General features: G+C 45.5%; 23 protein-coding genes. 11 read left to right on the top strand and 12 right to left on the bottom strand.

Annotated elements, in window-relative coordinates:
* Positions 1-5 precede the first annotated feature (5 nt).
* The 3 genes from GO620_RS13995 to ileS are packed head-to-tail and all read right to left on the bottom strand — an operon-like array spanning position 6 to position 4,430.
* On the bottom strand, positions 6-611 hold the full coding sequence (locus tag GO620_RS13995; RefSeq protein WP_157524392.1) for a lipoprotein signal peptidase: 606 nt from the start codon (positions 609-611) through the stop codon (positions 6-8).
* Positions 612-1,001 (bottom strand): TraR/DksA family transcriptional regulator, encoded by a 390-nt coding sequence (locus GO620_RS13990; RefSeq protein ID WP_157524391.1) that lies wholly within the window; start codon positions 999-1,001, stop codon positions 612-614.
* The gene (gene ileS, locus GO620_RS13985) at positions 1,002-4,430 is read right to left on the bottom strand and encodes an isoleucine--tRNA ligase (RefSeq protein WP_157524389.1); all 3,429 of its coding nucleotides are present in this window, start codon (positions 4,428-4,430) and stop codon (positions 1,002-1,004) included. It lies immediately after the preceding gene.
* Positions 4,431-4,541: 111 nt separating this feature from the next.
* On the opposite strand from ileS, the gene GO620_RS13980 reads away from it, so the two are divergent.
* Complete coding sequence (locus GO620_RS13980; RefSeq protein ID WP_157524385.1) at positions 4,542-5,150, top strand: murein L,D-transpeptidase catalytic domain-containing protein; 609 nt, start codon at positions 4,542-4,544, stop codon at positions 5,148-5,150.
* Between the two features lie 10 nt (positions 5,151-5,160).
* Here the strand turns inward: GO620_RS13980 and GO620_RS13975 are convergent, their stop codons facing one another.
* Both GO620_RS13975 and GO620_RS13970 read right to left on the bottom strand, forming a co-directional pair.
* Positions 5,161-5,766: a glycosyl-4,4'-diaponeurosporenoate acyltransferase CrtO family protein gene (locus GO620_RS13975; RefSeq protein ID WP_157524383.1), complete on the bottom strand. Its 606-nt coding sequence runs from the start codon at positions 5,764-5,766 to the stop codon at positions 5,161-5,163.
* 228 nt (positions 5,767-5,994) lie between these two features.
* Positions 5,995-6,771 carry an SDR family oxidoreductase gene (locus tag GO620_RS13970; RefSeq protein ID WP_157524381.1) on the bottom strand — a complete coding sequence of 259 codons (777 nt, stop codon included), beginning with the start codon at positions 6,769-6,771 and terminating at the stop codon, positions 5,995-5,997.
* A gap of 57 nt (positions 6,772-6,828) precedes the next feature.
* Here GO620_RS13970 and GO620_RS13965 point away from each other — a divergent pair, with 57 nt between their 5' ends.
* Positions 6,829-7,173, top strand: a complete 345-nt coding sequence (locus tag GO620_RS13965) for a diacylglycerol kinase family protein (RefSeq protein ID WP_157524379.1) — start codon at positions 6,829-6,831, stop codon at positions 7,171-7,173.
* A gap of 1 nt (position 7,174) precedes the next feature.
* Positions 7,175-7,900 carry a DNA repair protein RecO gene (recO, locus tag GO620_RS13960; protein WP_157524377.1) on the top strand — a complete coding sequence of 242 codons (726 nt, stop codon included), beginning with the start codon at positions 7,175-7,177 and terminating at the stop codon, positions 7,898-7,900.
* Here the strand turns inward: recO and GO620_RS13955 are convergent.
* A complete protein-coding gene (locus tag GO620_RS13955; RefSeq protein WP_157524375.1) occupies positions 7,892-8,152 on the bottom strand; it encodes a hypothetical protein in 261 nt (86 codons plus the stop codon). The genes recO and GO620_RS13955 overlap by 9 nt on opposite strands.
* A 90-nt stretch (positions 8,153-8,242) precedes the next feature.
* Here GO620_RS13955 and cdaA point away from each other — a divergent pair, with 90 nt between their 5' ends.
* On the top strand, positions 8,243-9,034 hold the full coding sequence (gene cdaA, locus GO620_RS13950; protein ID WP_157524373.1) for a diadenylate cyclase CdaA: 792 nt from the start codon (positions 8,243-8,245) through the stop codon (positions 9,032-9,034).
* Here the strand turns inward: cdaA and GO620_RS13945 are convergent.
* A complete protein-coding gene (locus GO620_RS13945; RefSeq protein WP_157524371.1) occupies positions 9,031-9,783 on the bottom strand; it encodes a DeoR/GlpR family DNA-binding transcription regulator in 753 nt (250 codons plus the stop codon). The two genes, cdaA and GO620_RS13945, sit on opposite strands and share 4 nt — an antisense overlap.
* Before the next feature lie 50 nt (positions 9,784-9,833).
* On the opposite strand from GO620_RS13945, the gene nudK reads away from it, so the two are divergent.
* Positions 9,834-10,415: a GDP-mannose pyrophosphatase NudK gene (gene nudK / locus GO620_RS13940; protein ID WP_157524369.1), complete on the top strand. Its 582-nt coding sequence runs from the start codon at positions 9,834-9,836 to the stop codon at positions 10,413-10,415.
* Positions 10,416-10,441: 26 nt separating this feature from the next.
* On the opposite strand, the gene GO620_RS13935 is transcribed toward nudK, so the two are convergent.
* On the bottom strand, positions 10,442-11,725 hold the full coding sequence (locus GO620_RS13935; RefSeq protein ID WP_157524367.1) for a metal-dependent hydrolase family protein: 1,284 nt from the start codon (positions 11,723-11,725) through the stop codon (positions 10,442-10,444).
* A 163-nt stretch (positions 11,726-11,888) separates the two neighbouring features.
* On the opposite strand from GO620_RS13935, the gene GO620_RS13930 reads away from it, so the two are divergent.
* The gene (locus GO620_RS13930) at positions 11,889-12,755 is read left to right on the top strand and encodes a Cif family virulence factor (RefSeq protein WP_157524365.1); all 867 of its coding nucleotides are present in this window, start codon (positions 11,889-11,891) and stop codon (positions 12,753-12,755) included.
* Between the two features lie 244 nt (positions 12,756-12,999).
* On the opposite strand, the gene GO620_RS13925 is transcribed toward GO620_RS13930, so the two are convergent.
* From GO620_RS13925 to GO620_RS13910, 4 genes are all read right to left on the bottom strand, one after another.
* On the bottom strand, positions 13,000-14,037 hold the full coding sequence (locus GO620_RS13925; RefSeq protein ID WP_157524363.1) for an LLM class flavin-dependent oxidoreductase: 1,038 nt from the start codon (positions 14,035-14,037) through the stop codon (positions 13,000-13,002).
* A gap of 429 nt (positions 14,038-14,466) precedes the next feature.
* Complete coding sequence (locus GO620_RS13920) at positions 14,467-15,339, bottom strand: IS3 family transposase (protein WP_157527017.1); 873 nt, start codon at positions 15,337-15,339, stop codon at positions 14,467-14,469.
* Between the two features lie 2 nt (positions 15,340-15,341).
* Positions 15,342-15,650, bottom strand: coding sequence for a helix-turn-helix domain-containing protein (locus tag GO620_RS13915; RefSeq protein WP_200229806.1), 309 nt, complete (start codon positions 15,648-15,650; stop codon positions 15,342-15,344).
* Between the two features lie 569 nt (positions 15,651-16,219).
* Complete coding sequence (locus GO620_RS13910) at positions 16,220-16,786, bottom strand: hypothetical protein (RefSeq protein ID WP_157526968.1); 567 nt, start codon at positions 16,784-16,786, stop codon at positions 16,220-16,222.
* Between the two features lie 158 nt (positions 16,787-16,944).
* On the opposite strand from GO620_RS13910, the gene rplM reads away from it, so the two are divergent.
* The 5 genes from rplM to nagA all read left to right on the top strand — a co-directional run bounded on the left by rplM (position 16,945) and on the right by nagA (position 21,021).
* A complete protein-coding gene (gene rplM / locus GO620_RS13905) occupies positions 16,945-17,382 on the top strand; it encodes a 50S ribosomal protein L13 (RefSeq protein ID WP_200230209.1) in 438 nt (145 codons plus the stop codon).
* Positions 17,383-17,407: 25 nt separating this feature from the next.
* Positions 17,408-17,794 (top strand): 30S ribosomal protein S9, encoded by a 387-nt coding sequence (gene rpsI, locus GO620_RS13900; RefSeq protein WP_157526969.1) that lies wholly within the window; start codon positions 17,408-17,410, stop codon positions 17,792-17,794.
* Positions 17,795-17,815: 21 nt separating this feature from the next.
* Positions 17,816-18,646 carry a 30S ribosomal protein S2 gene (rpsB, locus tag GO620_RS13895; protein WP_157526970.1) on the top strand — a complete coding sequence of 277 codons (831 nt, stop codon included), beginning with the start codon at positions 17,816-17,818 and terminating at the stop codon, positions 18,644-18,646.
* 144 nt (positions 18,647-18,790) lie between these two features.
* Complete coding sequence (gene tsf / locus GO620_RS13890; RefSeq protein ID WP_157526971.1) at positions 18,791-19,642, top strand: translation elongation factor Ts; 852 nt, start codon at positions 18,791-18,793, stop codon at positions 19,640-19,642.
* Between the two features lie 266 nt (positions 19,643-19,908).
* Positions 19,909-21,021 carry an N-acetylglucosamine-6-phosphate deacetylase gene (gene nagA / locus GO620_RS13885; RefSeq protein ID WP_157526972.1) on the top strand — a complete coding sequence of 371 codons (1,113 nt, stop codon included), beginning with the start codon at positions 19,909-19,911 and terminating at the stop codon, positions 21,019-21,021.
* Positions 21,022-21,032 lie beyond the last annotated feature (11 nt).

Raw genomic sequence — 21,032 nt, 5'->3', positions numbered from 1 at the left:
AAAAATCAGTCTTCCACCACCTCGCTGTGCGGATGGTTCACCTCTGCTTCCTGGTGTTTAAAGTAACGCTTTTGGTAAAGCAATATCATAATGACACCAATGGAAATGGCCGAATCGGCGACGTTGAATATCGGGCGGAAAAACTCGAACTCCTCACCTGCCCAAAATGGGAACGACTTTGGAAAGGTTCCGTGGATGATAGGGAAATAAAACATGTCTACAACACGTCCCTGGAAGATGGGCGCGTAATGGTATATCATACCGTAGAAAGTAGAATCGACAATATTACCGACAGCACCGGCAAATATCAGCGCCATATTCATGATCAACCCACGGTGGTACCTGTGGCGGATCAAATAGATCAACCCGTACCCTATACCTGCTACTGCGCCAATCCTGAATAAGGTGAGCGCAAGTTTACCCCACTCGCCCCCCAGTTCCCAGCCAAAGGCCATACCGTTGTTTTCGGTATACAGGAGCATGCCGCGGTTTCCCAAAAACTGGATTCGTTCGCCAAGATACATGTGCGAATGCACCCAAATCTTAACGATTTGGTCTACAATAACAATAATAAAAGCAAGAATAAAAGGCCTGGTGTAGCTTGGCTTCATTTAGTATTGTTTCATTTTTGCTTCCATACTCAAAGTAGTATGCGGCACTGCGCGTAAACGCTCTTTTTGGATCAGCTTACCGGTTTCACGGCAAACTCCATAAGTTTTATTTTCTATGCGTACCAAAGCGGCCTCTAACTGCTCTATAAATTTCTTTTGGCGGGCTGCTAATTGGTTTATAGATTCTTTTTCTAAAGTAGCCGAACCATCTTCTAAAGTTTTGTAAGTACCTGCAGTATCATCAGTACCATTGGTGTTGGGGCTGCTTAATGATGATGCCAAAGCGTTCAGTTCTTCGCGTGCACCACGGATCTTATCTAAAATAAGATCTTTAAATTCCTTTAATTCTGCGTCAGAATATCTGGTTTTCTCTGTTTGTTCTGTTTTCATTTATACTTTACTTATCGCAATTCTTATTTCAATATCGTCTATAGTGATTACATCACCGCCAGCTAAGCTACTGTCAAACTGAATGGTATCGGCTAAAATTTCGGCGCAAATATAGCCTAAATTGTTTTGCAGCGCCCCCGCGATAACGGGGTTATCACTTATGACAACCTTTATTTTATCAGTAACTTCAAAACCTTTGGTTTTACGCAGGTTTTGTACACGGTTTATTAACTCGCGCGATGTACCTTCCTGCTTTAGCTCGTCGCTGATATGGATATCCAATGCAACGGTGAGTTTGCCTAAAGAGGCTACCTGCCAGCCGGGTACATCTTCGGCAATGATCTCCACCTCTGCCGTCGTGATCGTGTAACGCCCATCAAGCACAGCTACCTCGCCGGTTGATTCTAAAGTTGATATATCAGCCTGCGTTAATTGTGTGATCGCTTCAGAAACCGACTTCATATCCTTGCCTACTTTAGGGCCCAAAGCTTTAAAATTGGGCTTGATCTTTTTAGTGATGAGGCCGGCAGTATCTGTAATGTATTCTATGTCTTTAACATTGGTTTCAGAAAGGATGAGTTCTTTAACCAAATCTACCTGCGATTGAAAGGTATTGTCTAACACCGGCAGCAACACCCGACTTAAAGGCTGACGGACGTTTATGCCCACCTTTTTACGCAACGACAGCACAAGAGATGAAACATCCTGCGCCAGGTGCATACGCTCTTCCAGTTTTTGATCAACTAAGTCGGCGTGGTAAGTTGGGAATGTGGCTAAATGAACCGACTCTACGTTTTCCTTTCGGGTTGCGCTGTTCAGGTCGGTGAACAAACGCTCTGCAAAGAACGGAGCAATAGGGCTCATTAATTTGCTTACGGTTACCAGACAGGTATACAAGGTTTGGTATGCCGATATTTTATCCTGCGAGTTGTCTGATCTCCAGAAACGACGGCGACTTAAACGCACATACCAGTTGCTTAAGTGCTCGTCAACAAACTCCTGTATCGTGCGAGCTGCCTTAGTAGGTTCAAAATCGTTGTAAAAACCGTCGACTTCTTTGGTCAGCGTATTTAGAACAGAGATGATCCAGCGGTCTATCTCTGGCCTGTCCACAGCATTAAAGTCGGCCTCGCTGTAATTAAAGCCATCGATATTGGCGTACAGCGAAAAGAAGGAGTAAGTGTTATATAGTGTACCGAAAAACTTACGGCGCACCTCGTCAACACCCTCGATATTAAATTTAAGGTTGTCCCAAGGCGAAGCGTTGCTGATCATATACCAGCGGGCCGCATCTGCACTGAAAGTATCGATAGTTTCGAACGGATCGACAGCGTTGCCTAAACGTTTAGACATTTTGTTGCCGTTCTTGTCGAGCACCAAACCATTTGACACTACGTTTTTAAATGCTATACCCTTGTTACCCACCTTTTGGTTTACAGCTTTCACGTCATTGCTTGCTTCGCTTAGCATAACAGCTATGGCATGCAGGGTAAAGAACCAGCCGCGGGTTTGATCCACGCCTTCGGCGATGAAATCTGCCGGGTAGGCGTTCTCAAATGCTTCTTTATTTTCAAAAGGGAAGTGCCATTGCGCGTAAGGCATTGCGCCCGAATCGAACCAAACGTCTATAAGATCGGGTTCGCGCAGCATGCGCCTGCCACCGCTCGATACCAGCACCACATCATCAACATATGGGCGGTGCAGGTCCGGAATGTCAAAGCCCTCCGGCATCATGCCTGCGGCTATCGAGCGTTCTATTTCTTCTTTAAGTTCTGCTATAGAACCGACACATTTTTCTTCGGTGCCATTTTCTTCGCGCCAGATAGGCAGCGGTGTACCCCAAAAACGCGAACGCGAGAGGTTCCAGTCGACAAGATTTTCCAGCCAGTTGCCAAAACGGCCTGTACCTGTGCTTTCCGGCTTCCAGTTAATGGTTTTATTGAGCTCCACCATCTTATCCTTCACAGAAGTGGTGCGTACAAACCAGCTATCCAGCGGATAGTAAAGTATCGGCTTGTCGGTACGCCAGCAATGCGGATAGCTGTGCTCATATTTTTTAACGTCGAACGCTTTGTCTTCTTCCTTAAGCTTTATCGCGATGAGTACATCGGTAGGCTTAAAGTTCGGATCGTTGCGTTCCTCATCGCTGTAATATTCTTCCTTAACATAACGACCTGCAAAATCGGTCACCTCATCAACAAACTTACCTTGCTTGTCAACCAATGGTACTTCCTTGCCGGTTTCGTCATGCACCATTACAGATGGTACATTATTTTCCTTACATGCCCTAAAGTCATCCGCGCCAAAAACAGAGGCGGTGTGAACTATACCGGTACCATCCTCGGTAGTAACAAAGTCGGCAGGGATCACACGGAACGCGTTGCGCTCCAAATCTTCATTGGTAACGTACGGCATCAACTGGTGGTAGCGCAGGCCTAAAAGGTCTTTACCCTTAAAGTCGGCGACTTTTACCCAGGGCGCGCCGCCTTTGCCATCCCACGTAACAGGTAAAGAAGCCTCACCCCGGCGCTCCCCGAGGGAGAGGGAGTTAGGAAGCTCTTTATCGGCTTTAAAATATTTGCTAACCAGGTCCTTCGCCAACACCACGCTTACCGGGTTAAAGGTGTACGGGTTAAAGGTTTTGATCTTTACGTAGTTGATGTTATCGCCTACGGCCAGCGCACAGTTAGATGGTAAGGTCCACGGCGTAGTGGTCCACGCCAGGATCACGGTGTCCTCATCTTTCGACTCGAATAACGTATCCATCAATAGATGCTGCTGGTCATTTTTGAGGTGGAACTGAGCTACTATAGATGTGTCCTTCAGCATGCGGTAAGTTCCCGGCTGGTTAAGCTCGTGCGAGCTAAGCCCGGTACCCGCCTTTGGCGAATATGGCTGCACGGTATAACCTTTGTACAGCAGGTCTTTATTATAAAACTGCTTCAGGATCCACCAAAGTGTCTCGATGTACTCGTTCTCATAGGTAACGTAAGGGTTTTGCAGGTCTACCCAGTAACCCATCTTTTCGGTCAGGTCGTTCCAAACATCGGTATACTTCATCACCTCCTTGCGGCAGGCAGAGTTGTAATCTTCAATGGAAATTTTTTTGCCTATATCGTCTTTGGTAATGCCAAGCGATTTTTCAACGGCAAGCTCTATTGGAAGGCCATGCGTATCCCAGCCTCCTTTGCGTTTTACCTGGTAACCCTTAAGCGTTTTGTAACGGCAAAAGATATCCTTTACAGAGCGGGCCATCACGTGGTGGATGCCGGGCATACCGTTAGCAGAAGGCGGGCCTTCATAAAAAGTATATGGATTGTCCGCAGGGCGGCTGCTGATGCTTTTCTCGAAAATGTTATTTGATTTCCAAAACTCCAGTACCTCTTTACCTATGCGCGGCAGATCTAGTTGCTTATATTCTCTGTACATTAATAAGTTAGCCCCAATTTTAGGAGTGCAAAAATAGGCAAATTTTAACTAATAGACGAGTGTGGAATATCTTTAGAATTCAATATTGCTGTTTGATTATATTTACGATGTATGCAGCTAAGATCTATCGTCATCTCACTCATTTTCATCGTCGTCCATGTGGTCTCATCAGGTGCAGAGCGGCCGCACCTGGATATCAGGAAAACCAGATCAAAGGCGCTTGAAGTATCAAGATACAACCGTAAACATCATCTTAATAACAAATATTGCCTGTTAGCGGATATGGGCCTGCCATCTGGTATGAAACGATTTGTAGTTTGGGATTTCGCTAAGAACGACACATTATTTACCGGACTAGTAAGTCACGGCTGCGGTTCGGGGCCATGGTCGGGCATGTGGTCAAAAGACAAACCAGCTTTTAGTGATGCACCAAACAGCCACTGTACGGCTTTGGGAAAATACAAGATCGGCGCCCGCGCTTACAGTCAATGGGGTGTACACATAAAATATTTACTTTCCGGGCTGGAGACGTCGAACAAAAATGCCATGAGGCGGCAGGTGGTATTTCATTCATGGAATCAGGTTTCTGATGCAGAGCCTTATCCAAATGGCACACCTGAAGGTTGGGGCTGCCCTGCAATTTCTAATAATACCATGATCAAAGTTGACGCGTTGCTGCGCAAACAAACCACACCGGTATTATTGTGGATATATCATTAGTCAGCCGTGATTATCTGTCAGCTACTTTCGTCAACCTCAACCTGATATACTGTTGCAAAAGGTTTGGTAAGACATTGTAAATGATGTTCGCAACAAGCAGGGTAACCGCCCAAAACCACAAACCATGGCAACCGGCATAAACTGCCAGTAAAAAGAAATAAATAGACAGCCCCAGATGGAATTTCTCGAACATATACGTTTGAGCAATTAGTCTTTTGATGGCTTTGGTGCCGGGTTTTACCGACTGGTAATTAGGTCGAATTGTTTTAATGCGCCTGTTGACTACGCTTCCGTTTTGCGTAAGCGCGTTAACCCAATCCACTTTTAGCTTTTTGTAGAAAGATGCCCTGCTGCTGAGGCTGAGCTTGTCGATAAATTTTCCCGGTAGAAAAAAGCAGATTATGCATGCACCTATAAAACAATAAAGCATGGTCGGCTTAAGAAATTGCCATGAAAACATGCCGACGGGATAAAGGCATAACACAGACCAGCCAACGGTAAACAAGGCATTGTACCAAGAGCGGATACGCCTGACTTTTCTGTCAATATGATCGTTTGGGTCTGCCACCATCAAATATAATATTGTTTTAAGTTCGGGGCAGCCTGCAATTGCCATCGTGAAACCGGTATGGCGATGGGGTGGCGATGCTATGGCGATGAAGGGGCAATAATGGCTCTTATGTGGCTAGGGATACCTATTTACAAAATCGGTAGATTTGTAAATTCCATAAAATCAGCCATTTATGATGTTTCCCAAAAATGGCTTAACATAATGTATGCCCGCCCCCCTGGCCATCGCCACCCCCGGGTAATAACGCGGTTTACACCTATGTTCGCGGCAGCGCTAATAAATATTCCGCCCGGCGCCGCCGTCAACCTGTATGGTTTGGCCGGTAATGTATGATGCCTGGTCCGATGCCAGAAATGCCAGCAAGCCGGCAAATTCTTCGGGCTTTCCGATACGGCGTAACGGTATTGCGGCGGCTTTTTCGGCAAGCGCGGTGTCGTAATCTTTGTCTTTCGGTAATGTATCTTTTATACGCTCTGTAAGGATCAAACCCGGGCCAACGCAATTCACAGTAATGTTGTATGGGCCAAACTCGTCTGCCATTAACTTAGCCATACCTATGATGCCCAATCGCATACTGGTAGACAGCACAGAATTTGCCAGGACAGATTTAGCCGACCCGCTTACAATGTTGATGATACGCCCGCTGCCTGCCTGCTTCATATGCGGTAAAACCAGGCGGCAGTTGCGCGCGAAAGCCAGCAAAATATCATCGAATGCTTTGCGCCATTGCTCGTCGCTAAAGTTTTCAAACTTGTCGAACGGCGGGCCGCCGGTGTTATTGATCAAAATGTCTATGCGGCCAAATTGATCTGCAGCCTGTTTTATCAATACGCCAATTTCTTCTGGTTTGGATACATCCGCCACAATACTGTGGACGGTACGGCGGGTTGCCTGCTTGATCTCTTTAGCGGCGCTGTCTAATTGTTCTTTATTGCGCGAGCTGATGACAACTTCTGCACCTTCATTAGCGAAAGCCAATGCAGTTGCTTTGCCTAAGCCTTTACTGGCAGCCAGTACAATAGCAACTTTGCCGGTTAATTTGAGATCCATAATCAGACGATTTAATGCTAACAAAAATGAGTAAATAAAGAATTATTTTTGACGCTGATGAAGAAATTTCTCAAAGGATTTACTTTCGCTTTCAACGGCCTTAAATATGCCTTTACTACCCAGGTCAACTTCAGGGTGCACACTTTTGCTACCATAGTTGCAGTTGCTCTAGGCATATACTTTCATATTTCACCATCAGAGTGGTGCTGGATAGCCGCTTGCATTGCTGTTGTATTGATCACAGAACTGCTAAATACTTCGATTGAAATCCTTACCGACATGGTTTCGCCTGGATACAATGTTAAGGCAGGCCACATTAAAGATATCTCTGCCGGGGCGGTACTGGTTACTGCCATCTTTGCTGTGATTGTAGCAGGTATAATCTTTATCCCTAAACTGTAATATGCTCCACAAAACACGCGGCATAGTTTTCAAGGTCACAGACTACCAGGAAGCCAGCGTCATAGTGCAGTTGTTTACAGAAAAGTTTGGCATACAATCATACATCATAAACGGCGTTCGCAAGCCAAAGGCAAAAGTGACCCGCAATATGCTGCAGCCTTTGCATCTGCTAGACCTGGTGGTATATCACAAAACCGGCGGCGGTGTACAGCGTATTAAAGAGATCAAAAGCAGCCCGCTGTTGCAGACCATCCCTTACGATATTGTTAAAAGCAGCATTGCGCTATTTTTAAATGAAGTGCTGTACAAGGCAGTAAAGCAGCAATCGCCGGATGAGCACCTGTTTCATTTTGTATTTAACTCGATAGAACTATTAGACCACCGCGAAGATGGCCTTAACAATTTTCACCTGGTTTTCCTGATACGGCTAAGCCGTTACCTTGGATTTTATCCGCATAGTTTACCGGGCGAAAAATCCATCGCCTACTTTGACATGATCAATGGCGTATTTTCCGGCAATAAACCCGACGGGCCGTTCCTCCCCGCAGAACATGCGCGGCACTTTTATGATCTGCTTGCTGCAGGGTACGAGCACCTCTCAGAAATTAAACTAGGTAACGATGAGCGCAGATACCTGCTCAACCGTTTGCTCGATTATTACAGCCTGCACGTTGAGGGTTTCGGCAACATCAAATCGAACTCTGTACTCGAAGAAATATTAAGCTGACGGCTGATCGTTATTCAACGAACTGCCGGTAGCATCATGGCCCAACACACGTTTGCGAATGTAGTCCACACTTGATAACGGCAATTCGGGGCCCGATATCTGAACCAATGAGCCGTCTTCTTTTAATTCAAGGTCGGCATCAATATTATTATCTACATGTAAATGAAAAATGTTGCCTTCGCGGGTTACTGTAGATGAAAGTTCCTGGCCTGAGTATTCAAGTTTAAATTCGGTGGTTTGTTCTATTGACATGGTTACATCGGTTTGTAAGGATTAAACATCGCCGGCGGCGGGATGTTTTACCAAACCACAGGGTAAACAAAATTTCTTACCTTGCCGCTAATGAACCTAAGTAGCTTCGGCCTGCCTAAATTTACCATCTTCAGCGCGCTGGACATTATACTGGTGGCCATTATCATTTACCAGTTGTACAACCTCATTAGGGGTACAATTGCTGCCAACATATTCATTGGCCTGGCTATTATCTGGCTTTTATACAGCATCACGCCGGCTAAGAAGATGCCGCTCCTGGCCGGCATATTCGACAATATCAAGAACGTTGGTATCATCGCCATAATCGTGCTTTTTCAGCAGGAGATAAGACGGTTTTTGTTGCTGGTGGGTAAGAATGCATCACTGCAGCGCAACAAAGCGTGGTGGCAATATTTTTTTGGAAAAGCCGACAGCGAGCGTAATAACCTGGCACGAATAAAACCCGTTATAGATGCCTGCAAAAGTTTAAAGGAAACCCGTACCGGCGCATTGATCGTTTTCGCTAAATTTTACGACGAGCAGTTTTACCAAAACAGCTGCGAAGTGATGGAAGCTAAAATTTCCAAACGGCTGATCGAAAGCATATTCCAGAAAACAAGTCCGCTGCATGACGGCGCCGTTGTGATAGCAGACAACAAGATCAAGTCTGCCAGCTGTATCCTGCCTTTGACAGATAACACTGATCTGCCGGCACAATTTGGTCTCCGACACCGCGCAGGCATAGGTGTTACCGAAGCTAATGACGCTACTGCGATCATTATCTCTGAAGAAACCGGACAACTGGCCTATGCCAAACAAGGACGGGTACGAATGAACATTAGTTTTGACGATTTAGAGAAGGCTTTAAACAGGGATTTTTAAGATTTCACTTTTATTAGTTCCACCCCCGATTTGCTAAACTCCTTTAGCTTTTCATCATCCGCATTGGTGATTATTACGTTAATCGATTCCAATCCCGCGAATTTTAAATAGGTTTCCTTGCCGATTTTGGTTTCATCGCATAACATATAGTTGCGCTTACTTTGACTCATCATGGCAAGCGTGTTTGCTGCTTCTTTTTCTGATTGGGCAAAAAGGCCATTAACGGAAACTCCATCCACACCTAAAAATGCTTTTGTAGCACGGTAGCGCTTAATATGTTCTTGGGCAATTATGCCGTGTATGGCTTGCCGGTCAGTGTCAACCTCGCCGCCAATAAGATTTATGGCTACCTGTGTGCCATGAAGTTCGGTCACCACCGGTAAAGAGTTGGTGATCACTTTAATTTTCTTTTGCTTGATGAATTGACAGAGCCTGAAAACAGAGCTGCCGCAATCCATAAAGATGATATCGCCGTCGACAATCTCCTCAGCGGCTCTGCGGCAAATGGCGTCTTTAGCAGCGACGTTTGTTGCTGACTTTCCTTTAAAGGATTTGACGCTCAGCAGCGGATCTGTCATAGTGGCACCGCCATGTGTGCGGTAAAGCAGACCATCTTGCGCCATCAGTTTTAGATCACGGCGAATGGTTATTTCAGAGACCGATAGTTTTTCTCTAAGAAACGCAATGTCGGCTTCTTCTACTTCATCCAGCAGGGCCAATATTTTTTGCCGCCTTTTTTGATAACTCATGCAAATGACTACTTTTGGTCAAATATAAACAAAACCAATCATTTTCAATCATGGGCAATATCAACATTTTGTCGACCGACATCCTTTCTGACAACTGGTATACACTTAAGCGTGTTAATTTTGAATTGACTAAAAAAGATGGCAGCGTCATCAAACAAAGCCGCGAAGCTTACGACCGTGGGAATGGCGCCGTGATTCTGCTATTTAATAAGGATTTCGGAACTGTCGTATTGACAAAGCAGTTCAGGCTGCCGACGTATATCAATGGCAACGAAAGCGGTTACCTCATTGAATGCTGCGCCGGTTTATTAGACCATGACAATCCCGAAGATTGTATAAAGCGGGAAACAGAAGAGGAAACCGGTTTCAGGATAAATAATGTGACAAAGATCTTTCAGGCTTATATGTCGCCCGGGTCTGTCACAGAGATACTGCACTTTTTCATCGCCGAATATAAACCGCATATGAGAGTGAGCGATGGTGGCGGGGTTTCGCACGAGGAAGAAAACATCGAAGTGCTTGAAATGCAATTTGACGCCGCATTGCGAATGGTCGCCGCAGGCGAGATATGCGATGCCAAAACCATTATGTTACTGCAATACGCGCAACTCAATAATCTGTTGGAGAAATAACTCTAACAGCTTGTACACCGGTCAGCTTATCGTTGGCCTTTATAAACTTTGCCTTCTTTCATCACAAATGCCATTTTGCCCATAGCGCTAATGTCGGTCAACGGATCGCCGTCAATCGCTACAATATCCGCGAACTTGCCAACTGAAACACTGCCGGTGACCGCGGTTATGCCTAACAGATCGGCGGCGCTTTTGGTAGCGGACTTGATCGCGTCCATTGGCGGCATACCTGCTTCTACCATGTAGCCAAACTCCATCCAATTTTTTCCATGCGCGTATACCCCCGCATCTGTACCGAAAGCGATCTTAACCCCATATTTATAAGCCTTGCCAAAGGTTTTTTGTATTTGCGGCCCAACTTCCATGGCCTTTCGCGCTATAACCGGCGGAAAGAAACCTTTGATCTTGGCCGAGTCGACAACAGAGCGTCCGGCTATAATAGTCGGCACATAATAAGTGCCCGCCTTTTTCGCCAGCGACATGTCTTCGTCGTCCATAAAAGTGCCGTGCTCAATAGAGGTAACGCCGCCTAGTATGGCCCGACGGATACCCTCGGCACCATGCGCGTGGCAGGCCACCCGCATACCATAATCTTTTGCGGTCTCCACTACGGCTTTAATTTCTTCTACGGTGAATTGCGCCCCGGCGCCATCTTCGCTCAGGTCTAACACCCCGCCTGTCGAGGCGATCTTAATCAGGTTAGACCCGCGCTTAAATTGCAAGCGCACCGCTTTTACAAGTTCATCTTTTCCATCGGCAATGCCCTCATCCGGCCCGGGGCGGTGCTCAAAAACATCATCACGGAAACCGTCAGAATCGTCCATGTGGCCGCCGCTTGCAGATATGGCCCTGCCTGCGGTATAAATCCGCGGACCGTCTACCATTCCCTGGGCAATTGCCTTGCGTAAACTGATGTTCACCCCGCTGCCACCGCAATCGCGCACGGTAGTAAAACCTGCCATAAGCGTGGTTTTAGCATAACCTTCGGCTTTGTAGGCAACATCTGCATCTGTTAAACGGAAACGATCTATAGCGGAGGTTTTACTGCCCTGACTTTCCAGGTGTACGTGGCAATCTATCAGGCCGGGCATTACAGTTTTATCTTTTAACTCGATAACGCGGTCGCCCGCTGTGCCGTTGGTGTACCCTTTTTGAATTGCGGAAATTTTGCTGCCATCAACTACAATCGTCATTTCCTGTTGTGCCGCGTTGGCAATGCCATCTATCAGTCTACCACAGTGGATATATGTTTTTTGAGCGAAAGCCGCCTGGCCGAGAACTAACGCCAGCGGAAGTAGAAGTTTTTTCATGATCTGTTAATTAGGTTGAAAGAGCAGCAATTTATCCAAAATAGCCGAGAGTGTAAATGCCTGTGCGGCAACCATCAACAATAAAAGAAAAGATTTTATGTTATTGAGTTTTGTATAATTGTAAATTCAATCGTTATTTCGCAACTGACATCTATCACCTGAAATGAAAATTAATAAATCTGCTATAGTCTTGTTGCTTTGCGGTTTGGGATCGGTTACCAGCTATGCCCAGACAGCCAAAGTACAGACCGTTATAACTGCCGAAGAGTCTTTCGATAAACTTGTTGCTAAAAAAGGAATTAAATCGGGCTTCTTAGCCGTTGCCGATCCGGAAGGCATTGTATTTAAACCCGATGCAGTTAAAATATCTGACTTTTACAGCACCGTAAACGCCCAGCCGGGCAAGCTTACCTGGTCGCCAAACTTTGCGCGTATATCTGCCGATGGTGGTTTAGCATTTACTGCAGGGTCTTACGTTTATACCAACAGCACCGAAGACGATGATAAGGTATACGGCGATTACGTTTCTGTTTGGCGCGCCGATGCTAACAATAAGCTGAAACTGCTGATCGATCTGGGCATCCAGCACCCCGAAGCAGAGACTACCCCGGTAAGTGATATTCAAGACCCTGAACCGGTCAGCAAGATCGCCAGCAAGGACCCCTTCTTAGGCAAATCGATCATCCTGAATACGGATAAGACCGTTAACCATACCCTGGAAATATCAGGTTTAGGTACTTATAAAGAATTCTTCAGTCCGGAAGGCCATTTTTATTTCCCCGGCTTTCAGCCGATGGTGGGTATAGATAAGGTGATGAAGTTTATTGATAACGAGGGGGTTAGCATCACTGCCGAAACTACCAATGCCGGACGCGCCGTTAGCGGCGACCTGGCTTATAGCTATGGCCGTGCACGTATCAAAAAAGGCAATATCGTAAGTAATTATAATTATGTACGCATCTGGCAACCCGACGCAAAACACCGCTGGAATATCGTTTTAGAAATCTTCTCTGCGGTAGAGAATGGGTAGCACTCATTCGCCGCTGGACTCGGTACTTTTTTCTTAGATAAAAAAGTACCCAAAAAATCAAGGCAGAAAAAACGCTTCAGCCCGCTCTGCCGTTTCTTAACGCTTTTTCGGTTACGGCCCGAAAAAGCTAAAACGACATTCACCCCAACGCTGGCCCGCCTTTTCTGCCGAGGCCACCCCTCTTTGTCGGTTACCGACTAATGAAAGCGAAATATGTAATAATAGACTGTGCCGGTCCCGGATATTACTCCGCAACTTGCGCAACATTTTCGGTCTCTTTGAATACTTCTTTTAACAGCGTATAAGACTGCAGCCTGTCGTCAAATTCTTCGGCAATGGTAATGGCGATTACCTCATCTACCTGGTAATTGTTGACCAACCTGGTGATCTGCTCTTTTACTGACCGGCTGTTGCCTGCTATAATGCGTTTGCGGTTATAGGCAATTCGCTCTAATTCGGCATCGGTGTATACCTCGTCTTTTATATCTGCATAGCCAACCGGCGACAGTCCTTGGCCGCGCTCGAGCGACAGGAACCTGAAGTCCATCAAAGCCTGGTGCTGTTTAACTTTTTCCGGGTCGTCTGACACGAAAATGAATATAGCCACATTGGCTTGCGGACTTGTAAAATCTGCCGATGGCTTAAAGTGCCGGCGGTAAAGGTCTACCGCTTCTGGGCCGCCATTGGGGTTGATGAAGTGCGCGAAAGAAAAGCCAGTGCCAAAATGCGCGGCGAAGCGTACGCTGCCGCCGCTGCTGCTCAGCAGCCATTGTTTGGGCGCGGTTGCCGCCATGGGTATGGCCTTAACTTTTTCTTGTATAGTGCCTGCCTCTGCGGTATTGTGAAAGTAAGCTTGCAGATCGAATAGTTGGTTTACAAAATCCTGATCGCTGAAGTTATTGTTGGGCGCCAGTACAGAAGCCGTTAGCCTGTCTGTGCCAGGTGCGCGGCCCATGCCCAGGTCTATCCGGCCGGGAAATAGTGCCTCCAGCAGTTTAAAATTTTCGGCCACCTTTAGTGCTGTATGGTTTGGCATCATTACGCCGCCGCTGCCAATGCGGATGTTCTTTGTTTGCCCTGCCAGGTGCGCCATCAATACTTCGGGCGCGCTGCCGGCTAGGCTGTCTATATTATGATGCTCTGCCACCCAAAAGCGGTGGTAGCCCAAATGGTCGGTATGTTTGGCCAGTTCGAGTGTTTCCTGCAATGCCTGCTCGGCAGTTACCCCCTTGCGCACCGGCGACTGGTCTAAAACGCTTAACTTAATGTTGCTTAATTCCATGATTGCCTCCCGTACAAAAATGAGGCAAGGTTGTGGCTTTGTCAGTAAGCCTGGCGTTTTATGATGCGGCGGTGATATTTGGAGCCTCACCCCGACCCTCTCCGAAGGAGAGGGGGTTTGAATTAGCCCCGAATATTGTCGCGATTATCAGATTTAAGAATTGGGAGAATTGATAAATAGCTGGTCCGTCAGCCAGCGGACGGGTGTTTCACTGTTTCAGCTGAAGCAGTTGAAACAATTGCTCCTTACTTTTAAGTATCTGACAGGATCTTGCTCTTTCTTGATCATCAGGCCGTTGCAGCGTTTACCTGCAAGCACTACTTTGTCAGTGTTTCAATAAAAACAGTGACCTGTCCTAAAAAAAGTTGACACTTTTAATTGTTAATACTGAATTGAATTTACACTTTTTATTTTAGTCCTTAAAGGGGTTTACACTTGCTCTGTTATTTGTTGATGATTGGGATAATAGTTTCGCCATCGCCGCCTGAGGGGTCCGGATTCCCGGTGTGCTGCCTGTGGTGTCATCATATCTATACTGCTGTGCGGCCTTAAGTTGTTGTAAGTATTTATAGCGCTGCGTACCGCACGTGTTGCACCGCTCAGGTTTTTGTAAGCCTCATTTAACAGTTCAAGTTTAAGTATACCGTTTACACGTTCTGCAATGGCATTATCACGCGGGTTCCCGCTTTGGGTCATACTGATACCAATGCCTTCTTTGATCAAAAGTGCTGTATAGGTACCGCTGCAATATTGCGTGCCGCGATCCGAATGATGGATCAGCGGGGTGTCGGGTTGCTTTTGTGATAAGGCCATTTCAAGTGCTGTAAGGCAGCTGCCGGTAGAAAGATCATGGCTCAGACAGAAGCCAATGATCTTTCGGCTGTAAGCATCCGTGACCAGGCTCAGGTAAGCAAAGCCCTGCCCCACGCGGATGTAAGTGATATCGCTCACCCACAGCCGCCCCGGCGCTGCAGGCACCAGGCCGCCCGTCAGGTCGGGGTATTTCTTAAAGCGGTGGCAGGAAAAGGTGGTACGCGTACGGTATATTTTCCTGCGCACCAGCAAGCCGTTTTCTCTCAAAAGCTCAAAGAATGCATCCCGCCCTATGCCGGGCCGTATCAGTTCAAGCAGTTTCCTTGCACCCAGCCGCGGCTGGCGGCGACGGTGTGCCATTACTTGCTGAATGATTTCTTCTTGTTTAAAAGTCCGCATTTCTGTGGACCGGTGATGCTGGTAATAGGCTTGTGAACTGTAACCAAGCAGTCTGCATAACTCGCGCAGCCCGCGGCTGCGTTTTTGCATGCTTACTCCGACTGCCTGGTGCCAGACTTTTTTCTGATGTTGGTACCCAGCTCCTTATCTGCTATATCTATGATGTTATTCAGCAGCTCATTCTTTAGCTGCTCTGTCCGTAACATCGCTTTCAATAAAGACACATCATCGGGAAGAACTGTCTTCTTCGAACTTCTCAATGCCTTTTCGTTTAACTTGTCCTTGTTCACTATGCGGGAAATAGTTGTGGGTGATACGCCGTACTTTTTTGCTAAGGTACGCAAACTCTTACCCATGATCTCACGCTCATGTATGATACGCTCCGCTTTCCATTTGTCCATCTTGTTCCTCTACTTTTCTGTAAACTTATTTCAGGACAAGTCACAGGCTAAAAAGCCATAAAAGTGTTTCAGGGTGAAACAGCGATACGCTTAACAGATGAGGCGAAGGAAGCAAGGATTGCGCCCCCAATCTCTGTCTTGTCCTTTGTGATAAGTCCCGATAGTTATCGGAATGGTGAGGTCCAGATTTAAATCTGGACCAGGGCATAAATTCGATTTTTTAAATAAAGCGACGAATCCTATTCAGTTTCAACGCTAATTCGCCGCGGTGGCTTCGTTCTTTTGTCTTAGCCACAAAAGAACCAAAAAGGCCAAGCCAGCGAAAGGCTTCTTTTCCGCACAAGCCCTGCGCTGCAAAACACTCGCAAGGCCCTCATCACGCTAACCCTCAGTAGCGGCTCGTGCTTTCATCCGAAGCTGCCCGCTGGCGGGGAAAATATTACTTGAGTTAACTAAGGGGGCAACAAACTGAAAGTTTGCGTTAATGACAGGAGCGGCATCCTGCGCAGCAGATATAGCGGATGGCATGACCCAAGCGAAGCGAGGGTAAGGCCCAGACAAAACAGGTGTTATTTGTAATTGATTAGACTTTTCAAAGAGCGCAAATATTGGTTATATCTATCAAATGAATAATGCACCGAATTCTCTTTATCTATGGGAGACTCGCCACATATCATTATTATTTTGAGAGCAGTTTCAAAAAGACAATTAATAAGTTTAAGCCGATCAAAATTAAACTTTATAGTTGCTGGAATTGCTTCAAAGTCGTAGTGGGCAATTTCTTTATCACGTAACCTTATAATTTCTTCAATATTATCTTTCTGAGAAGCTATTAAATCGCGTATTGTAAGAACAGCTTCACGTTTAAGTGAATTTGAATATTTGCTATTAGAAATAATCTGATTGAAATTATTCTTATGTGTGTTTTTCTTATCACTAAATAATGCTCCCAAATCAACAATTATTGATCTGTATAAGTTATGAGCTGTAAAATGCAAGAACCTATTATTCATCAATACAGGTGCATTGTTATCATAACCTTCTTTTATGTAATTCACTATTTCCAGTTTTTGTTGGATAAAACCAGTTATAATAAATTGTCTTCCCACTAATGCGTGCAACTCATTTTTTTCCATTTTCCTAATAAAGTTTTAATAGAGATATGTTTATAGCGTTGTGTAAAACGCATTACAAAAATCTGCCCAACCACTTGTAACTTAACCCAAAAGCTGTATCTTTGCAGTCCCGAAAAATGCGGGGTTAATAAAAGTATTTATAAATTAATTAAAAGCAAGTGAATACGTTAAGTTACAAAACTGTCTCTGCCAACAAAAAAACCGTTAACAAAGAATGGGTTGTTGTTGACGCAAATGGCGAGATTTTGGGGCGCTTGTGTACTAAGATCGCTATGATGATCCGCGGTAAGCACAAGCCAGGGTTCACCCCAAACGTAGACTGTGGTGATAACGTTATTGTTATCAATGCAGACAAGGTAAAGTTGACCGGAGATAAATTTGCCACCAAGCAATACATCTCTTACACCGGTTACCCGGGCGGTCAGCGTTTCATTTCTCCTAAGGAGTTAATGGCTAAACATCCCGAGCGTGTGGTTGAAAAAGCTGTACGCGGTATGTTACCTAAAAATCGTTTGGGCCGTGCCTTATTTGGTAATCTGCATGTTTATGCAGGCGCCGAGCATCCTCATGCAGCACAAAGCCCTAAAACCGTTTAACTTTTTATTTTAAAGGAGAAAAAAAATGCCAACAACAAACACTTCGGGCAGAAGAAAAACAGCTGTTGCACGCATCTACTTAAATGATGGCAACGGCGCGCTTACCGTTAACGGTAAAGATTACAAAGAGTATTTCCCTACTTTGCCTTTACAATATGTGGCTACCCAGTCTTTACTCGTTTCGGGTTCAGAGGGTAAGTTCGACATTGTTGTAAACGTAGCAGGTGGTGGTGTAAAAGGACAGGCAGAAGCCGTTCGTTTAGCTATTGCTAAAGCTATTGTTGAACTTGATGCTGAAAAGAAACCTGCATTACGCGCTAAAGGTTTAATGACACGTGATGACCGTATGGTTGAGCGTAAGAAACCGGGCCGCAGAAAAGCACGTCGTAAATTCCAATTCAGTAAACGTTAATCATTTAAGGAGGACACAACAATGGCAAGAACAACATATCAGGATTTACTGGATGCAGGTGTACACTTTGGTCACCTTACCCGCAAATGGGATCCAAAAATGTCTCAGTACATTTTTATGGAGCGTAACGGTATCCACATTATAGATCTTAACAAAACCTTATCTAAGGTAGAAGAAGCCGCTTCGGCTATAAAACAAATTGTAAAATCGGGCCGTAAAGTGCTTTTCGTTGCTACTAAAAAGCAAGCTAAAGACATCGTTGCCGATTACGCGAAAAGCGTGAATATGCCTTACGTAACCGAGCGTTGGTTAGGTGGTATGTTAACCAACTTCGCTACCGTACGCAAGTCTATCAAAAAGATGTCTAACATCGACAAGCTGACTAAAGACGGTACTTACAGCATCCTTTCTAAAAAAGAGCGTCTGATGATACAGCGCGAGCGTGTGAAGTTAGAAACCTTGTTAGGTGGTATAGCAGATCTTAACCGCTTACCTGCTGCGTTATTTTTGATAGACGTTAAGAAAGAGCACATCGCGGTTGCAGAATCTTTGAAGCTGAACATCCCAACCTTTGCAATGGTTGATACGAACTCAGACCCTTCAAACATCGATTTCCCTATCCCGGCGAATGACGATGCTACTAAATCTATCTCTTTAATAACCGGTATTATTATCCAGGCTATACAAGAAGGTTTAGACGAGCGCAAACGCGAGAAAGAGGACGAAGCAGAGAAAGAAGCAGTTGCAGCAAAATCTAAAGTTGACGCTCCGGAAGCAGCGGCTACAGCAGAAGGCGGCAAACGTGCACGTAAAACTGCATCTGCAGATGCAGAACCTGCTACAAAAGAATAATATTTAGTGAATTAAGAGTGGTGAATTGTGAGTGGTTTTCCATTTTACAACTCATCACTTTTTTACTTAACAGAAAAACATAACCGGGTGTAGAATTGCTGAACTATTCACAACTCACAATTCACCACTCACTAAATTAAAAACATGTCAACAGTACAAATTTCTGCAGCCGACGTAAACAAACTACGCCAGCAAACAGGTGCAGGTATGATGGATTGCAAAAAAGCTTTAACAGAAACCAACGGAGACTTTGAAGCAGCGATCGACTTTTTAAGAAAAAAAGGTGCTAAAGTAGCAGCAAGCCGCAGCGACCGCGAAAGCAAAGAGGGTGTAGTTATTGCACGTACTTCTGCTGATGGCAAAAACGGTGTGATCATTGTTCTTAGCTGCGAGACAGACTTTGTTGCTAAAAACGCTGAGTTTATTGCTTTTGGTAACGCTGTAGCTAATGAGGCGGTACAACAATTACCGGCTTCTTTAGAAGAGCTAGGCCAGTTAGAAGTTGATACAGAAACCAGCCGTGTTAAAATTGCTGATGCAGTTTTAGACATGACAGGTAAAATTGGCGAGAAGATCACTGTTAGTACTTACGAAGTATTGACCGGCGAAAAGATCATCGCTTACATCCACGGTAACTTTCGTTTAGGGGTATTGGTAGGATTAAGCGCAAACGTAGCCGGTGCTGATGAAGCAGGTAAAGACGTTGCTATGCAAATTGCAGCTATGAACCCCGTTGCGGTTGATAAAGACGGTGTTGATGCCAACACTGTTGAGCGCGAGATTGCGATTGCCAAAGAGCAGATCCGTGCAGAAGGTAAACCAGAGGATATGGTAGAAAAGATCGCTCAGGGTAAACTGAACAAATTTTACAAAGATTCAACCTTGTTGAACCAGGAGTTTGTGAAAGACCCTTCAAAAAATATTTCTCAGTTCCTAAACGGCGTTGAGAAAGGGCTCACCGTTACCGCATTTAAGCGGGTTGTTTTAGGAGCTTAATTTATTTATCCCCTCGTTTTTAAAACGAGGGGATTTTTTTTGCTTAAATATTCACATTTGTCATTCCGAGTGTGGCGAGGAATCTTCTGCAACGTTTCGTTTGTTCCAGTTGTTATCTGGAGGAAGCACTAACGCATAAGACCCTTCAACAAGCTTAGGGTGATAAAACTGATAAAAAAGTCCCTCTCCTTGGGAGAGGGATTTAGGGAGAGGTGTATAACACACCCCCAACCCCTCTCAAGAGGGGAATAAAAAGAGGCTTAATTATGCAAACCTACTTACATAACCTGCAACTGATAGACGACGGCGCGATCACCGTTGGGAAAGCCATTGTGCTCGACGGTAAGACTATCAAAGCTATCATCAACGAAGCCGACATTCCTGCAGACGCAGAGAAGGTGGACCTAAATAATAACTATGTGGCGCCCGGCTTGCTTGATCTGCAGATCTACGGCACGGGTGGAAAGTTGTTCGGCGGCACGCCAAGTGAAGAGGCGTTGGCGCAAATGGAGAGAGACCACCTGGCACAAGGCACTGTCGGTTTCTTCGCTACAATTGCCACCAATAGCGATGAGATAGTTGAGCAAGGTATCGCGGCAGCGAAGGCCTATCGCAGCAAGGCCAATGGTATTTTTATGGGCTTGCATCTGGAAGGGCCGTTTCTTAACCCTAAGAAGCTTGGCGCCCACCCGGCCGAGTTTATTCAGAAAGCGACGGTTGAAAAAGTAAAGCGTTGGATAGAGTCCGCCGAAGGCGAAATAAAAATGATGACCATCGCGCCCGAATTACAGGATCAGGACGTGATAGATTACCTGTATAACGCCGGTGTGATCATTTCTTCAGGGCACAGCAATGCCACTTATGCCGAAGGAAAAGCTTTTTTAAATAGACCAATACCTGCGGTTACCCACTTGTTTAATGCTATGCCGCAAATGCATCACCGTGAGCCGGGCTACATTCCGGCGATATTCGAGGAGCGGCCGTACACCAGCATTGTGGCCGATGGCATGCATGTAGATTTTGCTATGGTACGTTTGGCCAAACGCGAGCTGGGCAATAAGCTGTTTTTAATCACCGACGCGGTTACCGAAACTAATGAAGGTGTTTACAAACACCGCCTGATAGATGGAAAATATGTAATGCCCGATGGTACGTTGTCCGGCTCGAGCTTAACCATGCTAAAAGCTGTACAAAACTGTGTCGAATATGCGTATATAGATCTGGCAGAGGCTATCAATATGGCTTCTTTATACCCAGCGCAACTGGCCGGCCTTAACAAAGGCAGAATTGCCGAAGGCTGCGATGCAGATTTAATTATTTTTAATGATACTTTTGAAGTCGCCGGGACATGGTTTGGCGGCCGGTACTTTCAAGCATAAAACCTTTATTA

Source organism: Mucilaginibacter ginkgonis (assembly GCF_009754905.2).
Classification (GTDB): domain Bacteria; phylum Bacteroidota; class Bacteroidia; order Sphingobacteriales; family Sphingobacteriaceae; genus Mucilaginibacter; species Mucilaginibacter ginkgonis.
The sequence above is the reverse complement of the archived record's forward strand: the minus strand, read 5'-3'. Positions and strand labels throughout refer to the sequence as shown.

Coding starts and splice junctions, on each gene's coding strand:
- GO620_RS13995 (WP_157524392.1), bottom strand. CDS start 611: ATGAAGCCAAGCTACACCAGGCCTTTTATTCTTGCTTTTATTATTGTT.
- GO620_RS13990 (WP_157524391.1), bottom strand. CDS start 1,001: ATGAAAACAGAACAAACAGAGAAAACCAGATATTCTGACGCAGAATTA.
- ileS (WP_157524389.1), bottom strand. CDS start 4,430: ATGTACAGAGAATATAAGCAACTAGATCTGCCGCGCATAGGTAAAGAG.
- GO620_RS13980 (WP_157524385.1), top strand. CDS start 4,542: ATGCAGCTAAGATCTATCGTCATCTCACTCATTTTCATCGTCGTCCAT.
- GO620_RS13975 (WP_157524383.1), bottom strand. CDS start 5,766: ATGGCAATTGCAGGCTGCCCCGAACTTAAAACAATATTATATTTGATG.
- GO620_RS13970 (WP_157524381.1), bottom strand. CDS start 6,771: ATGGATCTCAAATTAACCGGCAAAGTTGCTATTGTACTGGCTGCCAGT.
- GO620_RS13965 (WP_157524379.1), top strand. CDS start 6,829: ATGAAGAAATTTCTCAAAGGATTTACTTTCGCTTTCAACGGCCTTAAA.
- recO (WP_157524377.1), top strand. CDS start 7,175: ATGCTCCACAAAACACGCGGCATAGTTTTCAAGGTCACAGACTACCAG.
- GO620_RS13955 (WP_157524375.1), bottom strand. CDS start 8,152: ATGTCAATAGAACAAACCACCGAATTTAAACTTGAATACTCAGGCCAG.
- cdaA (WP_157524373.1), top strand. CDS start 8,243: ATGAACCTAAGTAGCTTCGGCCTGCCTAAATTTACCATCTTCAGCGCG.
- GO620_RS13945 (WP_157524371.1), bottom strand. CDS start 9,783: ATGAGTTATCAAAAAAGGCGGCAAAAAATATTGGCCCTGCTGGATGAA.
- nudK (WP_157524369.1), top strand. CDS start 9,834: ATGGGCAATATCAACATTTTGTCGACCGACATCCTTTCTGACAACTGG.
- GO620_RS13935 (WP_157524367.1), bottom strand. CDS start 11,725: ATGAAAAAACTTCTACTTCCGCTGGCGTTAGTTCTCGGCCAGGCGGCT.
- GO620_RS13930 (WP_157524365.1), top strand. CDS start 11,889: ATGAAAATTAATAAATCTGCTATAGTCTTGTTGCTTTGCGGTTTGGGA.
- GO620_RS13925 (WP_157524363.1), bottom strand. CDS start 14,037: ATGGAATTAAGCAACATTAAGTTAAGCGTTTTAGACCAGTCGCCGGTG.
- GO620_RS13920 (WP_157527017.1), bottom strand. CDS start 15,339: ATGCAAAAACGCAGCCGCGGGCTGCGCGAGTTATGCAGACTGCTTGGT.
- GO620_RS13915 (WP_200229806.1), bottom strand. CDS start 15,650: ATGGACAAATGGAAAGCGGAGCGTATCATACATGAGCGTGAGATCATG.
- GO620_RS13910 (WP_157526968.1), bottom strand. CDS start 16,786: ATGGAAAAAAATGAGTTGCACGCATTAGTGGGAAGACAATTTATTATA.
- rpsI (WP_157526969.1), top strand. CDS start 17,408: ATGCCAACAACAAACACTTCGGGCAGAAGAAAAACAGCTGTTGCACGC.
- rpsB (WP_157526970.1), top strand. CDS start 17,816: ATGGCAAGAACAACATATCAGGATTTACTGGATGCAGGTGTACACTTT.
- tsf (WP_157526971.1), top strand. CDS start 18,791: ATGTCAACAGTACAAATTTCTGCAGCCGACGTAAACAAACTACGCCAG.
- nagA (WP_157526972.1), top strand. CDS start 19,909: ATGCAAACCTACTTACATAACCTGCAACTGATAGACGACGGCGCGATC.